The sequence below is a fragment of the Spiroplasma endosymbiont of Polydrusus cervinus genome, assembly GCF_964019755.1.
Lineage (GTDB): Bacteria > Bacillota_I > Bacilli_A > Mycoplasmatales > Mycoplasmataceae > Spiroplasma.
The window spans coordinates 220,815-238,245 of sequence record NZ_OZ026469.1; the positions used below are offsets into that span (position 1 = coordinate 220,815).

Genomic DNA, 17,431 nt, shown 5'->3' on the forward strand with positions numbered 1-17,431 from the left:
TATAAAATCATAATTAAGTAAAATCAAAAATATATTTATAGGGGTGAAAGGCTAAGATGGCAGTATTTATTATTGTTGAAGGAAAAACTGATACAGCAAAATTAAAAAGTATTTTTCCGGAAATTAAAACAATTGAAACTAGTGGTAGTGGAATCACAACTGAAAAATTAGCATTTATTAAACAAATTAGTTTGAATAATAAAGTAATCATTTTTACTGATCCGGATTATCCTGGCCAAAAATTACGCCAAACTATTAGTGATTATTTGGATAACAATTGTCTGCATGCTTTTATTAATAAAAATGATGCAATCAAAGGTAAAAAAATTGGCATTGCTGAAGCATCTCCAGTAGCAATTAAAAATAGTATTAATAATTTAATTAGTTTTACCAAGCAAGTAGATAATACCTTATGCTGAAATGATTATATTAATTTGGTTGATTCAAAAAGTAAACGCGATAAAATTATTAAATATTATAACTTAATGCCAACTAATAATAAAACAACTTTTAAATGACTAAACTATATGAATATTACCAGCCAAGATTTAATTAATATTTTAGAGGAGAAATGTATACTGTAAAATTAAATCATAAAAAGTTAATAACATTATAACAAATTAAAAATAAAAAACAATAATCACAAAAATATTAAATTAAAAACGCTGTTTTTAATTTAATATTTTTGTGATTATTGTTTTTTATTTTTAATTTGTTATAATGTTATTAACTTTTTATGATTTAATTTTACAGTATACAGGCAATAAAACGAAAGGAGACATTTTAAAGATGGCAATATCAGACGTATTAAAAAATACATTTAACATTTCACCAAAAGCACCGCGTAAATTTATTGCGATTGACTTAGGTACCACTAATTCAATTGCTTATGTTGCGGGGAGAGGCATCATTTTTAATGAAGCATCAGTAATGGCATTTGAAATCGGAACTAATAAACTAATAGCATTGGGGGATGATGCTAAAAAGTTAATTGGAAAAACCCACGATAAAATTGAAATTTATTCACCATTACGAAATGGTGCAGTTACAGATTTAACTATTGCAGAAGAATTTATTGAACAAATAGGAAAAAAAGCAAAGGTAACTGAGTTATGAAAAAATGCTATTGTTTTAATTTCATGCCCCAAAATTGTTACAGACTTAGAAAAACAAGCAATAATTAAAATGTGTAAAAATATTGGTGCTGACTTTGTAAAAATTGAAGAAGATTCATTAATGGCAGCCTTGGGAGCAGGCGAAAATATTTTTGCACCAAAAGGAACTTTTATTTTAGATATTGGTGGTGGCAAAACAAGTTGTGCCATTATCTCTGCTGGTGGAATAGTTGAAAGTAAATCAATTAAAACAGCCGGAAATTATATTGATGAAGAAATCCTAAAATATATTCGTGCAAAACACACCATCTCAATTGGTATCGTAACCGCTGAACAAATTAAAAAACAAATTGGTTCGTTATACAAAACAAAAGAAAATAAAAAAATGATTATTTTTGGCCGTGATGTTGTAACAGGAATGCCAAAAGAAACCGAGATTTTAGACTCAGAAATTAGAAAATTATTAATAAGCATTTTTTCATCAATTACGCAATTAATAACAGAAGTTTTAGAAAAAACTCCTGCTGAATTAGCTGGGGATGCTGTTGCTAACGGTATTTTAGTTACTGGCGGATGTTCCCAAATTGCTGGAATGAAAGAATTCTTATCCGAATATTTCCAAATTCCTGTTCAAATAGCTAAAAATGCTAACACATCTGTTATTGACGGATGTATAGCCTATGAGAAAAAAATTAGAACTGAATTAATTGAAGAAAATAAAAAAAATAGATAAGGATTTTAAACCTTATCTATTTTTTTATGATTTAGTTTTACAGTATACAGTTTTATTTTTTTTTGATATAATACATTGATAAGATAGCAAATATTATGCTCGCATTTTTAAGAAATGAGGTGAGGTTATGGGGAAAATTAAAGAGTTAATTGATATTAATAAAATTGAGAAGAATTTACATTACAATGAATTATATGAAAAAAATAAAACTCGTAAGCAAGAAACGCCATTAGAAATGATGAAGCGGATTAAGGCACCTCGCATTGGTTTTTTTAAGTTCGTTGCGATTTATTATCGTCGTTATATTTTACGTTCATTGACAATTTTACTAGCATTGGTAGTCAGCTCCACTTCAATTGTTATAATGACTTTTTTAATTAACCAGTTAATGAGTGAAATTTTATATGAATTTGGGGATGACCCAAAGGCAATAACAACCAGATTAAGATGATATATATGATTAATTATTATTGGGGTTGATTTATTAGTAGCCGTAATCACAACCAATGTTCGAGAACGAGTAGGTGGGATGTTAGGAAGGAATATTGAAATTGATGTCCGTAATGCGGTGTTAAATAATTTAGTTAATTTAAACATTGGTTATTATTCTGATAAAAAAATTGGAGAAACAATGACAAAATTAATTAATGATACCCAAGTAATTGGCGATGAATCACAATTAACACCAGCTAACTTAATTAGTATTCCAATTATTTTTATTGGTAGTGCTATTTCGTTGTTAAATATTGATTGAAAATTAGCATTAATTTGTTTAGGCTCAACAGCATTATTTATGACTGCTGTTGCCGTAACTTTCCGTTCACAAGCAGCAGAAACAGAAAATATTCGTACTAAAATTACCAATGTTAATGGGGATGTAACAGACCGCATTGCTTCAATTGCTTTAATTAAATCAACTGGAGCGGAAGAATATGAACGTATTCGTTTTGAACAAATTTATAAAGAATATTATCGTGTTAATCGTCGTTTGAATCGGATTCAAGCTCGTATGACAACAATTATTATTTTATGTGCTTTGAGTTTGACAGTTATTGTTGTTTTAGCAAGTATTATTTTATATGGTAATAAAGGAGCGGAACATACTAACCGTATTATGAAAATTTTACCAGCCTTCATTACCGGGGTTAATACATTAGCCTTTCCAATTTGAACATTGACAGGGTTAGTGCCCGGATTAGCACGGGCAACCACTTCAACAAAAAGAATTATTCAATTAATTCGTGTCGATACAACAATTGAACCAAACCGTAATGCTCCAGCAGTAAAAGAAGTTAAAGGAGATATTATCTTAAAAGATATTGTTTTTGAATATCCCGAAAAACCTGGAGTTACTATTTTACCAAAAACAACAGTTATTTTTGAAAAAGGAAAAAGTTATGCTTTTGTTGGGGAAACAGGAAGTGGTAAATCAACAATTTCAAAATTATTATTACGTTTTTATGACCCAACAAGTGGTGACGTTATTGTTAATAATACTAATTTAAAAGAATTAAACTTATCAAGTTATTTAACGCATGTTGGTTATGTGGAACAAGAACCAAAAATTTTATTTGGAGATGTTGTGTATAATGTTAAATACGGAATCTTTAATGCTACGGATGAAGAAGTTGTTGAAGCTTGTAAAAAAGCTAATCTGCATGAGTTAGTGATGGGTTGAAAAGACGGTTATAATACCATTTTAGGAGAACGTGGTTTCATGTTATCTGGGGGCCAAAAACAACGGTTAGTTATTGCCCGGATGATTTTAAAAAATCCCCAAATTCTAATCTTAGATGAAGCGACAAGTGCTTTGGATAATATTGTTGAAAAAGAAATTCAAGCGGAATTAGAAAAAATTATGGTTGGCAAAACAACAATTTCAATTGCCCACCGGTTAAGTACCATTAAAAATGTTGATCAAATTTTTGTATTAGGAAAAGGACAAGGAATTATTCAAAATGGAACATATGATGAATTAACTGCGATTGATGGTCCTTTCCGTGATCTACATCTAGCTGGCTAGCAAGGAAAATAAAAAATTGTTAAAATAAAAAACAATGTCGTAAATATTCAATGTTAAATTTACAAGAATTAAGTCATTTTTCTAATGAATATAATAATTTTTTTCGTTCGCCACAAAATATTATTACTTCGTATGAATTACAATATAATGTAAAATTTGGTGTATGTTTAAAAAATGTATAAATATATTAAATTAGGTTATTTTAATTTAAAAAAAGAAATGTTATATTTTAAAAATGTATTATGTAAATTCAAGCAGTAAATTCTGTCTCTTGTTAGTATGATAATAACATCATTTAAAATAAATGCAACTATTTTTTTTAAAAAAATTAAAATATTTGTAAATTTAGTCTATTTTAAGAATATTTAAGCACACTAAAAAATAATTTATTAAATTTTTAAAATAAACTTTATCTAAAATTATTTAAAAATACTTCTTTAGATGTTCTTCAATTTAAACAAGGTCTTAATTTTTCATTCATAACATTAATTACTCAATCTATTTCTTGTTGAGTAACATTATTAAAATCCGCTCCCTTAATATAACGTTTTCTAAATTCATGGTTCTTCTAGACTGCACCCTGTTTAGTAAGTATTAATAAACAGGGTGCAGTCTAAAACTAATCAAACTATTAAAAAAATTAAAAAAGTACAAAGAAAAGTTAATAGTTATAAACCATCTAATTTAAAAAATAAATATCATAATCAATTAAGGGGTATTTTATATGGAAAATAATTTAAGTAATTTGTTATTTATAACAGTTGAAGATGTTAAAGAAAGTAAACTTTGACAACCTATTAATGACCGTAAGCAATCTGCTTATAATAATAATTTAATTTATAATGCTATTTTAAAAACTAGTTTATGAATGGATAGATTATCAGGTGGAATAATTTCAGATAAAATAAATAAAAAAGATTTATTTCCCTGAGTAAAAAAGATAATACTGGAATAATTGAATATGATAAATGATTAAATTATATTCAATCTGCTTGTTTATTAGCAATTATGAATTGGTATTTACCAAAAGGAGTTAATGATTTAACTGGTAGTGCATCATTTTCACAAGGTGGAGTTGCTTATTCACAAACTAATTATCCTGAATCAAATGAAAATATTACTCGTGATGTTAAAAATGCTTTAAAATTAGCTGGTGAAATAATTGATATTATATCTAGTAAAACAGTTACAAGACCATATAATTATTATTTAGGGAATTATGTTCATCCTTGAGAAGAAGAATATAAATATATAACTAAAAAAATTTTATGAAGTATTATTATATTATTTAAAAGAAAGAGTGCAAACTGACAATACTATTAATATTACTCATCCAGAAATTATTGATTATAGTAAAATTGATTATAACGAATATATTAAGATTATTGTTCCGTTTGATAAAGATATTATTTATTTTGATAGTGGAATTTGAAAATCAAAATAAAGTAATAATATTCCAACTGACATTATTAAAGATAGTGATTTAAATAAAGATTATATTGATAAAGAAAATGATAAATATATTGTAAAAACATCACAAGATATTAATACAAAATAAAATAAATTAATAAGTGGAACAAACATTAAAACTATTAATGGTAATTCATTATTAGGGGGTGGTAATGTAACCATTATTTCTAGTAATGATTGAGAAGAAGTTGATACTCATTATTTTAGAGCGGGTCAAACTGGATATAATATTCCTAATTTTGATAAAGAAAAATATATTTATAGAATTTGAGCCTCAGGGAAAAACAGTCAGGGAGATCTAAAGAGTCAAGGAATATTGCAAACAAGGCGTGGTTTTACACAAATAATAGGTATTATATATGATCAAATTGGTGTTAATAGTGCATGTTTAGCATTATCTATTAATCCTGATGGATTGATTAATATTGGAGTTAATGGTCCAGCAACGTTTAGACCTTTGGAATTTGTTTTTGTTGAAAGAAAAAAAGTAAGTTAGAAAGGAGTTTAATTAATGAAACAAGATAAAACAAGTTGATTAAAAGGTGTCTTACCGTGAAATTGATTTAAAAAAGACCCTATTCCAACTTATAATTGAACTAATAAAGATATTAAGAGAATGAGAAAGAAAATATAAAATTAGGAGTTGAGTAGTTAGTTTTTATACTTTAATGTTTTTAACATTAAATTGTTGATTGGAATATGGAATGATTAATGCAATTAAAGATAATATTAATTGATATAATTACGGCCAATATTGGGGTAATGGGATTGCTATTTTATTAACACCATTATTTACATATGGAATTCAAGGTGTTTTTGTTGCTAGTAGTAAACCAAAAGTAGATATGAAGATTGATATTCCACGATTAAAAGTTTCTAAAATGGGATTAGTATTTACAATTTTGCCTTTAATTACTTTAATAATTTCTTTAATTATTATTTGAATTGATAAATCAAAATGAAAAAAAGACCATTTAAGATATTGTTTAGATTGCCGGATTAATCCTCGTGTTATTCAACCAAGAATAGCAAAACAATGAAATAATTTAGATGGTGTAACAGAAGAAATATTTAAAAATATACAAGATAAAAATATTAAAAAACAAGAACAAGAAGAAAATAACAAAGAATTAAATATAAACAATAACTCTTAAAAATAATATATAATTATAGCAAGGTTAACCAAATATAAAAAACAACAATAATTTTGTTCTGAAAGGATAGATGGCCACTGTTTGAGTAAGGATAAGAAAGGAAATATAAAAATGGAAATTAGTAATGAGTTAGTAATTACTTTACTTGTGTTAGCTGGCGCAGGGGGGGATGGGTAGTCTTGGCATTCTTGGATTATCTGCTAAAAAAATTAAAAAATATAAAGCAGAAATTAGAGAATTAAGAACTGCTGTTATTGCCCACGAAAAACATTTACGAGGACCTGATTATGCAACAGAATTAGCCCTTAAAACAGGTCAAATTAAAAACGTTAAAAAACAAGTTAAAGTAAACGATAAAAAACAAGCACAAAAAGATGCTATTAGAAAACTAACAAATAGTATTTAAAAAAATAACCAATTAAGGTTATTTTTTATTTGTTTTTAAGATAACTAAATTTTCTTCACCATATGCCTTAATTAAATATTCCCAATTTCAAGTTGAATTAATGTTTACACCTTCAATATCTGAACCAGTAATATATTCACCAAGAAGATTTTTACAAGGAACATTACCTCCTTCGGTACGATAACATAAAATATATTTATTCATGTTTTTTGTCACCTTTATTGTGACTAATATAAAAATTAATAAGTTATTCTATTCGTTGTGAATAAGTATCAAAGTTAGATAATTGATTTCAAACTTTTTCTTCATTTTCATTTAAGTAAATATTAACATTTCGAATTTTACAAGAATAATATTTTCCTGTTTTTTGATTATATGACTCTTTCATAATATTAACCCTCATAATTAACAATAATAATGGCATCTCGTAAATGATTACTTATTTTCTCATTATTATATTTTCAACCTTTACCATATTGATAAATTAAATTACCATCTTTATCAAATTCTCATAAACAACTATCATTATATTTACTTAAATTTTCTATATTTTTAACAACGGATTTAGTGTGTTTTGGAGAAATAGTAGCAATATATCCTTGTGTTTCTAATGAACCTAATAGTCTTAATAAATTATCTCTATCTTTTGAACCGCTGGCCTTTGTATATAAACAATTTTCTATAAAAATTGAATATTCTAGTTTATGATTATTTGATAATATTTCCTCAAATGGTTTTTCATTTTTTAAATAATTTATAATAAATTTAGAATGATTTTTTCAATCTTTATTTTTAAACTCTTGTTTATCTAATAAGATATTATTTTCAAAAACAGCAATAGCAGTAGTACCGGTTCCAGATGGGTCAATACCTATTTTTATTCCCATCTTGCTCATTCCTCATTGTTATTATTAACTGTTGGCACTAAATTTGATATATCATCTTCTTTAACTATATTATCGTTTGTGTCCGCTATTTCTGTATAAGATGGGGTATTTATTATTATATTATATTATTTGATACGGGTTCATTGCTCATTTGCCCCTGATTTTTGGCGACAGTAATATCATTAAAAGGTATGTAATCAAAATTATCATCTTCTTTAATTTCTTTTTCATCTAAATCAATGTCAGTAATATCTATACTTAATTCTTGCGCTAATTTACGATATAATTTTGCTTCAACCATTTCTTTTGGTCATTTATTTCAAGGCGAATACTCACTATTTCCACTTGGACTACTATTTTTTAAACGGTCAATATCTGCTTTTTTTAATAAAATACCTTGATAATTTCCATTAATATCTTTTGCAAAAGCATAAGCACCAATAATTTCATTATAATCACTAGTATTTGCATTAAAATTAATCTCATGAATTTTGGGGCAAGAATTTATAGTATCCCATTCAAATTTTTCATCTTTAAATATAATAGATTTTCGTGGACTGTATACTGCTTCTTCAATTCTTTTACAATAAATTTTACTATCAATAATAGTAGTTAATTTATTTTTAAATGGAATAATATTAAAATCTTTTCCAAAAATTAAACCTTTATTACTTAATTTAATAATTCCTAAGGCTGTAATTTTGGCATTATCTGCATTATTAATTAATTGTAAATAACTTTGTACATTTTTCATTTTTAATTCTTCAAGTGCTAAAATATTTTCTTTTAAATATTTCTCATTAACTTTTAATTCATATTTAATAATTGCACCTTTAATATATTGTTGTAATTCATTTGTCATTTTATTTTTCTCCTTTATTTATTTTGAATTTAATTCCATTAACTCTAATAGTATTAATATCTTTATTACTATCTCATTGTTCTTTAATTTCGTTTTTAACAACTTGTTCATCGATAATTAAATAATTTTTAATAAGATTAATAAGTCCTAACTTATCGGTATTTTGTAAAAAATCATCATTAACACCTAAAATCTCAATATCTTTAACTAATATTTTTTCTTTACGAAATTTACCAATATTTTTTTCTAATTCCCTATCTATTTTTGCTACATCTTCCATAGCACGAACTTGTTCATCTTCAATTTGGTCCATGTCTAATCCCATATCAGACGTTAAGTTATTAGCATATTCAACCCTATTTTCTTGTTCTTGTTTTTTTAGTTTGAATAAACTGTTGTTGTTTTAAATATTGAACTTGTATTAGGCTATTTTTAATTTCAATTTTATTATTTTGAAGTATTTTTTCTAAATTAATAACATTAACTCTAATTCGATTTAATTCATCTTTAAAATCTTTTATTAATTCTAATGGTTCTCTAAAAACAAAATCAATTTTACTAATAGCACTGGGTATATCTTTTAAATGTATATCTTGATAACCATTTAATGTATAATGATTAAGGTGACGATAGATAAACTCTGTTAATTCTTGACCATGATTATCAATTCAATTTTTAATTGGTAATTCTTTTAAACTTAATTTTTTAAAATCATTACCTTTTAAATAAAATGGATAAGTAATATTTTTAATTTGATTATTTAATGTTAAATCTGCCATTATTAAATTTCCTCTAATTGCATTTATTCAATTAAATTATCAATATCTTCATAAGCACTTTCTTCTGAATGACATTCTTCTAATACTATATTAAATAAATCTTCTTCTGTATAAACATAACCATCCTCATTTTTTCACATATTATTCATAATTTATCACCTCGTAATCTGCTTCTTCATCTTCTAAATAATCACCTATTAAACCTTTAACTTCATCAATTTGATATCATTTTAAATTTAAATCAAAATCTGTTGACAATAAAATATTACCTACATATCTTTCTTCATTACCAAATTTAAGATATAAATTTAATTCTCAACTCATATCATAATCACTATCAATTTGTGCATAAATAATATCTTTATTACTAATTTTTAATGCTTTATTATTAATTCATTTTTCATTTAAGTAATCACTAATACAATATGACATTTTCTTATTCCTCCTAATTCTTTTTATTGTTTAATGCTCAATGTTCATCAGTAATATCATCAAGTGATACAAGGTAACTTCTAAGCATTATTTGATTTAATTTATTAATTATGTATTTATTTAACTTTTTCTTTTTCATATATATCCCTTCGTTAAATTATTTTATTAATTTTTTTAATTCTCTTTTTTTAACTCGCTGGCACCCACTCCCAAGTGAAAGTACCAAAGCGAGAATTAGTTATATAATTAAGGTATTTATCTATTTATTTACTTCGCCGCCCGCTTCACTTTGAGGGTGAGCGGTTGCGGTATATTATTCAATAATCGATAGTTGTTTTTTATTGTTTACGCCAGAGAATTCTCTCTCTTCATCCGCACCATTTCAGGTCAAAACGTTCAGTTTTTAAAATAAATTCACTAGCACCTTGAAGAGCCTGGTGCTGGCTTTGTGGTTTGTTTTAAACCGCTGTCACTTCTAAGAAGTAATATCTATCGCAAATTTATTTATAAAGTGATCATCTCAATATTTATTGTCGTTTGATGTTGACTATACACTTATCACGACTATCGCTTAGTTTAAATATAACCAGCGCCGATTTACATATTTCCTCATACACTATTTCAGTACTTGCCTCGGCTAGCTGTGGAAAATGAATTATTTAATCCATTTAGTACTTAATTATTAATAAATAACCGTTCCACACTACATTAAGTTGTTTTATAAAATTTAAGTTTAAAAGAACCAGTTTTATCATCAAAGATAATTTTTGAATTTTCTAAGCATTTATAAAACCGCTTTTGTTTTTTATCTTTTGTTCGATTTAATAAATCTTTATGTTTTTCACAAGTTCATAAAACTCTATTTGATACAAATTCTTCGGTAATGAACGATATTGTTTTATAGCAGTTATCAATATCGCAAATTTGTTGTTGCTTATTAATTGCTATTACTTACTCCTTCCTTTATTAAGTTTTTTATTTATTAGCCAAATTAATTAACTAAAACAGAGAAAGGACAACACCGTAAAATAGGAGAAAAACAGTTACACTTTGTAAAGATTTCTAAGATATTTAATAAATGTGTAATACAACTTTAAGTTAACGAAAAAGTTGTGATAAAAAGTTTTTATTTTAAGAATTTAAAATGCTGTCCTTTCTCTGAATTAATTAATAATTATGGGTTTACAAATAAAAAAAACAACCCTTTTTATTTAACAAGAGTTGTTTTTTTGCCGCTTCACCGTACATGATACAAAATAAAAAAAGAAAAACAAAAAAAGGGGAACAAAATGATAATCGTGGAAAATTACTTAATATTAGAGATTATAAGAAATTTTTAAATGATTATGGAAATGATTTAAGTTTTAGTGGAATTTGAGAAATGGATACTCTTGATTGTGGTAATTTTTATTTGTTAGTTTTAGTAAATCGTAAATCAAAAATACTTTTTATCATATTTTATTTAGTAAAAAGGCAAGTGTTGTATTATAGACTGCACCCAAAAAAGTAAGTAAAGAAAAAAAAGTCTTTGCTAAACTTTAAAGGAGGTGCATTTTTATATGGCAAGAAAAGGACAAAAATTTAATAAATATACAGCATATTTTCGAAAAATGATAGTACAAGAGGTTAAAAATAATAGTATAAGTTTTATTGCAAAAAAATATCAAATTAATAAAAAAACTGTTGCTTCATGGTATGAAAATTTTAAGAAAGGAATTTTAAACACCAATAAAGGTCCAAAAGAATCATTTGAAAAAAGAGATTTAAACTATTACAAAGTTAGGTATGAATTACTAAAAAAGCTTCATGACTTTTACAATTAAATAAAAGAAAAATTGTATCTTTTATCAAAGAAAACATTAATAAATATCCACTAAATTTATTACTTGATATAACAGATTTAAAGCGTAGTTATTGAGATAAATATAAAAATTATTCAAGTAATGGTAAGGATAGCGAATCATTAAAAAATATTGTAAAAGTCTATGAAGAAAATTTAAAACAATTTGGTTATCGTCGAATTACCAAATATTTAAAAGAAGATTATGGCATTGTTTATAATGCTAAGAAAGTATTGCGAATTATGAAAGAAAATAATATTCAAGCTGAATATGTAAAGCGTATGCGTAGAAAAATATTAATAAAACAAAATAGAAATAAAAATATAATTAAATATCCTTATTTAATAAATCGTAATTTTAATGATATTAAAGAAAGATTTTCAATTTTATTTACTGATGTAACTTATTTAATTTGAAATGGTAAAAAACATTATCAATCAACAATACTTGATGGATATACTAAAGAAATTATTGATGTAAAATGATCAAAATTTAATAATAACAAACTTGTAATTGATAATTTAAATGATGCAATTAATAAAATTAAAAAAATAAAAAAAGATTTAAATAAAATAATAATTCATTCAGATCACGGATATCAATATACATCTAAAGATTACAATAGTAAATGTTTAGATAACAAAATTATAATTTCAATGGGTAAAAATTATCATTGTGAAGACAACATTATTATTGAAAGTTTTCATTCATTACTTAAAAAAGGAACAATCCATAATAAAAATTATAAATCTCATAATGAATATATTAATGATGTTAAAAAATGAAATAAATGATATTCAAACCAAAAAGAAAAATATATAATAAATGAAAGTTTGTAAACCTTTTTATTAATACTTACTAAACAGGGTGCAGTCTATTAAATAATTTTAATGAAAATGATTAAACAACTTGGTATTAGTAAATTTAGTTGTATTTTAACCGATAGAGGAAAAGAATTTTATAGATGAAAAACAATAGAAAAACACTTTAAAATAAGAGTTTATTTTTGTGATTCTGGTAAACTTCGCCAGAAAGCATTAGTAGAAAGAATAAATAGAGATATAAGGCGTTGATTGGGTCAAAATAAGCCATTAATTAATATTCGTAGTAGATTAAAATCTATTTTAGATATATTAAATACCACAATTAGACCTTGCTTGGAAAATTTTACATCAAGACAATATTTTAAAAAAATTTTTTTTAAATTAAATTAGTGTTTGTTAAGATTAGTAAAATTTATTTTTTGTTGTGTAAATTGTAAATACCAAATCATAAAAAGTTAACTAAATTAATAGTTAACTTTTTATGATTTGGTATTTACAATTTACAATGTTATAATTTTGATGGTAAGGGGGTTAAATGATGAGCAATTTTGATAAATTTCGTTTTAAACAGTTTTTAAATTTAGGTCTTGCTGAATTAAATTTTTCAGCCCCAACGAGTGTGCAGGATAAGGCTATACCATTATTATTAAAGCATCAAAATGTTATTTGTAAAGCCCACACAGGGACGGGGAAGACATTTACATTTTGTTTGCCAATTTTAAATAATTTAGATTATGACCAAGCAAAGATTCAATGTATTATTGTAACGCCAACGCGTGAGTTAGCGAAACAAATTTATGATAATATCCGCTTTTTTAAAAAATTTCAACCAACATTACAAGTTAATTATTTTATTGGTGGTAAAGACATTAAACGGCAAAGTGAACAATTACAACGCACACAGCCACAAATTATTATTGCAACGCCAATGCGCTTAAAAGATTTATTTGATCAACAAAGTTTAAACTTAGGAAAATTAACCACTTTTATTATTGATGAATATGATATGATGATGTTTAATTTAGGTTTTATTGAAAATATAGACTATATTTTGAGTAAAGTTAATCCCAATGTTCAAGTATCGGTTTTTTCAGCGACAATTACTGATGAATTAAAACATTTCCTAATGAAGTATTTAAAAAATCCCCATTATTTGGATTTAAGTTCTAATCAATTAACAAACCAGAATATTACGCATATCTTAATTCCAACCAAACATCAAGAACGAGAAACAATTTTATTAAAGCTTTTAAAAACATTTGACCCATATTTATGTTTAATTTTTGTTAATAAAAAAGAAGAAATTAATAAATATTATGATTTATTATTGGAGCATAATTATTCGGTTACGCAATTGCACGGGGGGTTAGAGCCACGCTTACGCACACAAATTGTGAAACGGATTCGCAATTTAGAATATAAATATGTTATTGCCAGTGATATTGCAGCCCGGGGAATTGATTTTGTTGGTATGAGTCATGTTATTTCACTTGATTTACCAAATGATTTAGAATACTATATCCATCGTAGTGGTCGTACTGGGCGAGCAAATTATACGGGGTATAGTTATGTTTTGTATGATACTAAAAATTTAACTTTAGTACAACAATTAATTGCCAAAGGAATTACTTTTGAACCTAAAAAATGAAATCAAGCAGGAGAATTAGTCGAAACTGATCTTGGTGGGGGTAAACCTAAAAAACAAACCCCTCCAGCAGTTAATAATGAAATTAATAAAATTATCCATCGTTATAAAACAAAAGATAATAAGAAAAAAGTCAAACCAGGCTATAAGAAAAAAAGGAAAGCCGAAATTGTTGAACTTAAGAAACAAATTCGTCGTGATCACATTAAAGCATCAATTAAAAAAATTAAAAAAGAAAAGGCAAGAGAACGCGCAATTAAATTATTTGATAAAGATTAAGTGTAAATTGTAGCAAATTAAAAATAAAAATTGTAAATTGTAAATACCAAATCATAAAAAGTTAACTATTAATTTAGTTAACTTTTTATGATTTGGTATTTACAATTTACAATTATATTAAAAATAATAGTGTAGGAATTAAAGTTTATAAAGAAAATTGATATTTGGGTTCTTGCACTGAATCACAAATTTCACATAATGTAAAGTGATTAAAAGGTTATGGTGCAAAATCATATAGTGAAAAAGTTTTTAAAAATATTATTGCAATGAAAATGGCAAAAGAAAATGGAATTGATTTAATTGGATTTTATCTTAACAAGATAAATAAAAAATTACAAAAACAAAATAATAATTATTTATATAAAAACAATCAATTTCTAGTAAATAATACTGTTTTGTCACAAACACAAGCTTTTGGCTAAAAAATTTAAAGCAACAACTAATTAAAAATAAATTTATTAAATAATTTACAAATTATTATTTTTTTGTGTTGTAAATTATTAATTTTATGTTACAATGAAATTAATTAAAAAAGATAATTTCATCTTTTTCTTAGAAAATCTTATTTTAATAAGTAATTATTTATTAAAATTGGGTTTCACCAAACATTTATTTTATTCCATCCTTCGGTTGTGAGCGGGGGGGGTAAGGTTATTTAGACAGAGTTTATCCCCCTACGGAAGTAAAAAAACAGTTTACCCAGTTATTAATTACGCTTCATCCATCCCTACACAACTTTATATAAAGAAAATAACCTTTTGGAGATCCAACCCTCTTGTTTTTTTAGTGTCCGATATTGTTTTTTTCGGTTTAACAGCATTCTTTTTATGAAAACAAGCAAAAACAAGTGCTCTGACATTTCGCAAGTGATTAATCTTGCCGAGAATTAAAGAAATAAATAGGAGTAGTAAATCCAATCGCTTTCACACTTTCTTTAAGGCTTCGCGCCATAGATGAGTTATTCATCTTTAAGCATCAAAATATTAAGTTTTAAGAGTTGCATTATTGATCAGATAATACCTTTATTTGAAAGGATTTATAAAAATAAAGTTTATTTTGTGTAGGGAAAACAGAACTTAATCTGTTTTATAATAAAAGTTCTAAATTTAAAGATACTATCCGATCAATAATGCAAATAAATTTATGTTTTTTATTTTTAATTTGTTATAATTTTATTAACTTTTTATGATTTAGTTTTACAGTATACAGTTAACCCCCATGAAATGATTATCGTTGGTGATCAATTAATTATTACAGATATTTTATTTGCTAACCGTGCTCATATGAAAAGTATTTTGGTAGCCCCAGTAACAGGGGTTAATGAATTAAACCGGTTAGTGAGTTTATTAGAAAATTTACTTTATAAACGGTTAGCGTAAAAAAACATTTTACATAAAGGGTTTTTTGATGAAGGAGTATGGATTAGACTATGATATCTTATAAAAAATGTAGTGGGTGTGGGGTCATCTTACAAAATACCAGCCCTAACCAACTTGGTTATGTTGAAGCATTAACCCAAGATTATTGTTATCGTTGTTTTCGGTTAACCCACTATAATGAATTAATTCCTTATGATATTACTGAAATTGATTTTTTGGCAAAGGTACAACAAGATTATCACTTAAATTGACATTATTTTTATGTTTTAGATGTTTATGATTTAGACGGATCACGAAACTTTGAATTAGAGCAACTGATCCAAAACAATAAAATTACCTTAATTATTAATAAAATTGATTTAGTGGATAAATTAATTAATAAGCAGAAGATTATTAGTTATATTAGTGAACTGTTTACTAGTTCAGTTCTCTTTAGCAAGATTGAGGATATTATTTTAGTTAGTGGTTTAAAGAATTATGGGTTAGATGAATTATGACGTTATCTTAAACGTCAGACAGATGATCTTGTCTTTGTTGGCAACTCTAATACGGGGAAAAGTACCTTATTAAATAGTTTAATTAAGTTAACCAAGCAACAACAAAAGATTACTGTTTCAAATAATATTGCAACAACCTTAGACAAGATTGTTATTAACTTAGGAACAAGACATCGGATTTATGACACCGCAGGGATTGTTAATGAACATAATATTGTTACTTATCTTGCCAAGAATGATAAAAGAATGATTACCAAACAATTATTAAAACCAATTACGTTTCAATTAAATGTTGAACAAGCAATTTTTTATGAAGGGTTAGCGAGCTTTTCTTATTTACAAGGTGGTAAAACAAGTTTTCATTTTTATAAAAATAATAATTTAAAATTACATCGTACCAAGTTGATGAATAAAGATTATTATTTTAGGCAACATTTAAGTACCTTATCAATTCGATTAAAAGATTATCAGGACTGAATAGAGCGAGAAATTGAAATTAAAGAATCAGGGAATTATTCATTATTTATTTCCGGACTAGGGTGAATTAGTTTTAAAGGCGAGAGTGGTCAAAAAATGTTAGTGGGAACTAATCAAAAGATTAAAATAACGCTACGAAAGCAATTTATTTAGTTATAATTAAGAGGAGATAGGTAGAAAGGAAATTGATTATTATGAATCTTGTTAAAAAATATCCGTATATGTATACTGTAAAACTAAATCATAAAAATTTAATAAAATTATAAAATGTTTTATAAGGAAATTATAAAAAATTTTTTAATCAGTATCCAAACTACTTTTACGGTTTTCTTTAAATTCTTCTAATGTTTTAATAAAAATTGCCGCTGTCGGACAAACCATTTGGCCTTCAACTAGTTCTTTGTCATTGTCAATTGTATTTGCAAAACCATCATCATCCATAAAAAATATTTTAGTTTCATCAATCATAATACAGCTACCACAAGAAATACATAAGTCAGTATTTACATATGTTCTTTTTTTTGATATATCACGATTTGTCATCTTTATCACTCCATTATTTTTGTTATTATAATAATAAAAATTTTAATATAAGGCGCTGTGTAGATACAAACGGCAAATTTATATC

General features: G+C 25.5%; 27 protein-coding genes and 5 pseudogenes. 21 read left to right on the plus strand and 11 right to left on the minus strand.

Annotation, left to right across the window (positions count from 1 at the left end):
* Positions 1-56: 56 nt before the first annotated feature.
* The 4 genes and pseudogenes from rnmV to AACK78_RS07285 form a co-directional block, all read left to right on the plus strand.
* A complete protein-coding gene (gene rnmV / locus AACK78_RS01270; protein ID WP_338955804.1) occupies positions 57-584 on the plus strand; it encodes a ribonuclease M5 in 528 nt (175 codons plus the stop codon).
* A gap of 205 nt (positions 585-789) precedes the next feature.
* Positions 790-1,848: a rod shape-determining protein gene (locus tag AACK78_RS01275; protein ID WP_338955806.1), complete on the plus strand. Its 1,059-nt coding sequence runs from the start codon at positions 790-792 to the stop codon at positions 1,846-1,848.
* A gap of 127 nt (positions 1,849-1,975) precedes the next feature.
* Complete coding sequence (locus AACK78_RS01280) at positions 1,976-3,871, plus strand: ABC transporter ATP-binding protein (RefSeq protein WP_338955808.1); 1,896 nt, start codon at positions 1,976-1,978, stop codon at positions 3,869-3,871.
* Between the two features lie 23 nt (positions 3,872-3,894).
* A pseudogene (locus AACK78_RS07285) lies at positions 3,895-4,126 on the plus strand (IS30 family transposase); the annotation flags it as partial.
* A 154-nt stretch (positions 4,127-4,280) separates the two neighbouring features.
* On the opposite strand, the pseudogene AACK78_RS01290 reads toward AACK78_RS07285, so the two are convergent.
* Positions 4,281-4,436 (minus strand): annotated as a pseudogene (locus AACK78_RS01290) (IS30 family transposase); the annotation flags it as partial.
* Positions 4,437-4,477: 41 nt separating this feature from the next.
* On the opposite strand from AACK78_RS01290, the gene AACK78_RS01295 reads away from it, so the two are divergent.
* The 8 genes from AACK78_RS01295 to AACK78_RS01330 all read left to right on the plus strand — a co-directional run bounded on the left by AACK78_RS01295 (position 4,478) and on the right by AACK78_RS01330 (position 6,901).
* Positions 4,478-4,606 carry a hypothetical protein gene (locus AACK78_RS01295; protein WP_338955812.1) on the plus strand — a complete coding sequence of 43 codons (129 nt, stop codon included), beginning with the start codon at positions 4,478-4,480 and terminating at the stop codon, positions 4,604-4,606.
* The gene (locus AACK78_RS01300; protein ID WP_338955814.1) at positions 4,596-4,826 is read left to right on the plus strand and encodes a hypothetical protein; all 231 of its coding nucleotides are present in this window, start codon (positions 4,596-4,598) and stop codon (positions 4,824-4,826) included. Before AACK78_RS01295 ends, AACK78_RS01300 begins: the two co-directional genes overlap by 11 nt.
* A gap of 53 nt (positions 4,827-4,879) precedes the next feature.
* The gene (locus tag AACK78_RS01305; RefSeq protein ID WP_338955816.1) at positions 4,880-5,194 is read left to right on the plus strand and encodes a hypothetical protein; all 315 of its coding nucleotides are present in this window, start codon (positions 4,880-4,882) and stop codon (positions 5,192-5,194) included.
* Positions 5,172-5,315: a hypothetical protein gene (locus AACK78_RS01310; protein WP_338955818.1), complete on the plus strand. Its 144-nt coding sequence runs from the start codon at positions 5,172-5,174 to the stop codon at positions 5,313-5,315. Before AACK78_RS01305 ends, AACK78_RS01310 begins: the two co-directional genes overlap by 23 nt.
* Positions 5,316-5,657: 342 nt before the next feature.
* Entirely contained in the window at positions 5,658-5,837 is a 180-nt protein-coding gene (locus AACK78_RS01315) for a hypothetical protein (protein WP_338955820.1), read from the plus strand.
* A gap of 15 nt (positions 5,838-5,852) precedes the next feature.
* Positions 5,853-5,975 (plus strand): hypothetical protein, encoded by a 123-nt coding sequence (locus AACK78_RS01320; RefSeq protein WP_338955822.1) that lies wholly within the window; start codon positions 5,853-5,855, stop codon positions 5,973-5,975.
* 34 nt (positions 5,976-6,009) lie between these two features.
* A complete protein-coding gene (locus AACK78_RS01325; protein ID WP_338955823.1) occupies positions 6,010-6,495 on the plus strand; it encodes a hypothetical protein in 486 nt (161 codons plus the stop codon).
* A 169-nt stretch (positions 6,496-6,664) separates the two neighbouring features.
* Positions 6,665-6,901, plus strand: a complete 237-nt coding sequence (locus AACK78_RS01330) for a hypothetical protein (protein ID WP_338954946.1) — start codon at positions 6,665-6,667, stop codon at positions 6,899-6,901.
* A gap of 18 nt (positions 6,902-6,919) precedes the next feature.
* Here AACK78_RS01330 and AACK78_RS01335 read toward each other — a convergent pair whose 3' ends face one another.
* The 9 genes from AACK78_RS01335 to AACK78_RS01375 all read right to left on the minus strand — a co-directional run bounded on the left by AACK78_RS01335 (position 6,920) and on the right by AACK78_RS01375 (position 10,000).
* Positions 6,920-7,105: a hypothetical protein gene (locus tag AACK78_RS01335; RefSeq protein ID WP_338954944.1), complete on the minus strand. Its 186-nt coding sequence runs from the start codon at positions 7,103-7,105 to the stop codon at positions 6,920-6,922.
* A gap of 43 nt (positions 7,106-7,148) precedes the next feature.
* A complete protein-coding gene (locus tag AACK78_RS01340) occupies positions 7,149-7,289 on the minus strand; it encodes a hypothetical protein (protein ID WP_338955825.1) in 141 nt (46 codons plus the stop codon).
* A 4-nt stretch (positions 7,290-7,293) separates the two neighbouring features.
* On the minus strand, positions 7,294-7,797 hold the full coding sequence (locus AACK78_RS01345) for a hypothetical protein (protein ID WP_338955827.1): 504 nt from the start codon (positions 7,795-7,797) through the stop codon (positions 7,294-7,296).
* A gap of 106 nt (positions 7,798-7,903) precedes the next feature.
* Positions 7,904-8,650, minus strand: coding sequence for a recombinase RecT (locus tag AACK78_RS01350; RefSeq protein ID WP_338955829.1), 747 nt, complete (start codon positions 8,648-8,650; stop codon positions 7,904-7,906).
* 1 nt (position 8,651) lies between these two features.
* Positions 8,652-8,975, minus strand: coding sequence for a hypothetical protein (locus AACK78_RS01355; RefSeq protein WP_338955831.1), 324 nt, complete (start codon positions 8,973-8,975; stop codon positions 8,652-8,654).
* Positions 8,976-9,006: 31 nt separating this feature from the next.
* A complete protein-coding gene (locus AACK78_RS01360) occupies positions 9,007-9,429 on the minus strand; it encodes a hypothetical protein (protein ID WP_338955833.1) in 423 nt (140 codons plus the stop codon).
* 23 nt (positions 9,430-9,452) lie between these two features.
* A complete protein-coding gene (locus AACK78_RS01365; RefSeq protein WP_338955835.1) occupies positions 9,453-9,578 on the minus strand; it encodes a hypothetical protein in 126 nt (41 codons plus the stop codon).
* Positions 9,571-9,861 (minus strand): hypothetical protein, encoded by a 291-nt coding sequence (locus tag AACK78_RS01370; RefSeq protein WP_338955837.1) that lies wholly within the window; start codon positions 9,859-9,861, stop codon positions 9,571-9,573. Before AACK78_RS01370 ends, AACK78_RS01365 begins: the two co-directional genes overlap by 8 nt.
* A 13-nt stretch (positions 9,862-9,874) precedes the next feature.
* A complete protein-coding gene (locus AACK78_RS01375; RefSeq protein ID WP_338955838.1) occupies positions 9,875-10,000 on the minus strand; it encodes a hypothetical protein in 126 nt (41 codons plus the stop codon).
* Between the two features lie 1,113 nt (positions 10,001-11,113).
* Between AACK78_RS01375 and AACK78_RS01380 the strand changes: the two are divergent.
* The 9 genes and pseudogenes from AACK78_RS01380 to yqeH all read left to right on the plus strand — a co-directional run.
* Positions 11,114-11,349: pseudogene (locus AACK78_RS01380) on the plus strand (IS30 family transposase); the annotation flags it as partial.
* Positions 11,350-11,420: 71 nt separating this feature from the next.
* Positions 11,421-11,684 (plus strand): transposase family protein, encoded by a 264-nt coding sequence (locus AACK78_RS01385; RefSeq protein WP_338954390.1) that lies wholly within the window; start codon positions 11,421-11,423, stop codon positions 11,682-11,684.
* Positions 11,685-11,857: 173 nt separating this feature from the next.
* A pseudogene (locus AACK78_RS07290) lies at positions 11,858-11,923 on the plus strand (hypothetical protein); the annotation flags it as partial.
* Positions 11,924-11,944: 21 nt separating this feature from the next.
* The gene (locus tag AACK78_RS01390; protein WP_338955842.1) at positions 11,945-12,541 is read left to right on the plus strand and encodes a DDE-type integrase/transposase/recombinase; all 597 of its coding nucleotides are present in this window, start codon (positions 11,945-11,947) and stop codon (positions 12,539-12,541) included.
* Between the two features lie 45 nt (positions 12,542-12,586).
* A pseudogene (locus tag AACK78_RS01395) lies at positions 12,587-12,916 on the plus strand (IS30 family transposase); the annotation flags it as partial.
* Between the two features lie 148 nt (positions 12,917-13,064).
* Positions 13,065-14,450, plus strand: a complete 1,386-nt coding sequence (locus tag AACK78_RS01400; protein ID WP_338955845.1) for a DEAD/DEAH box helicase — start codon at positions 13,065-13,067, stop codon at positions 14,448-14,450.
* A 92-nt stretch (positions 14,451-14,542) separates the two neighbouring features.
* Positions 14,543-14,872, plus strand: a complete 330-nt coding sequence (locus AACK78_RS01405; protein WP_338955846.1) for a hypothetical protein — start codon at positions 14,543-14,545, stop codon at positions 14,870-14,872.
* Positions 14,873-15,673: 801 nt separating this feature from the next.
* Positions 15,674-15,829, plus strand: a complete 156-nt coding sequence (locus tag AACK78_RS01410) for an HAD hydrolase-like protein (protein WP_338955847.1) — start codon at positions 15,674-15,676, stop codon at positions 15,827-15,829.
* 50 nt (positions 15,830-15,879) lie between these two features.
* Positions 15,880-16,956: a ribosome biogenesis GTPase YqeH gene (yqeH, locus tag AACK78_RS01415; RefSeq protein WP_338955848.1), complete on the plus strand. Its 1,077-nt coding sequence runs from the start codon at positions 15,880-15,882 to the stop codon at positions 16,954-16,956.
* 144 nt (positions 16,957-17,100) lie between these two features.
* Here the strand turns inward: yqeH and AACK78_RS01420 are convergent, their stop codons facing one another.
* Complete coding sequence (locus tag AACK78_RS01420) at positions 17,101-17,346, minus strand: ferredoxin (RefSeq protein WP_338955849.1); 246 nt, start codon at positions 17,344-17,346, stop codon at positions 17,101-17,103.
* Positions 17,347-17,431 lie beyond the last annotated feature (85 nt).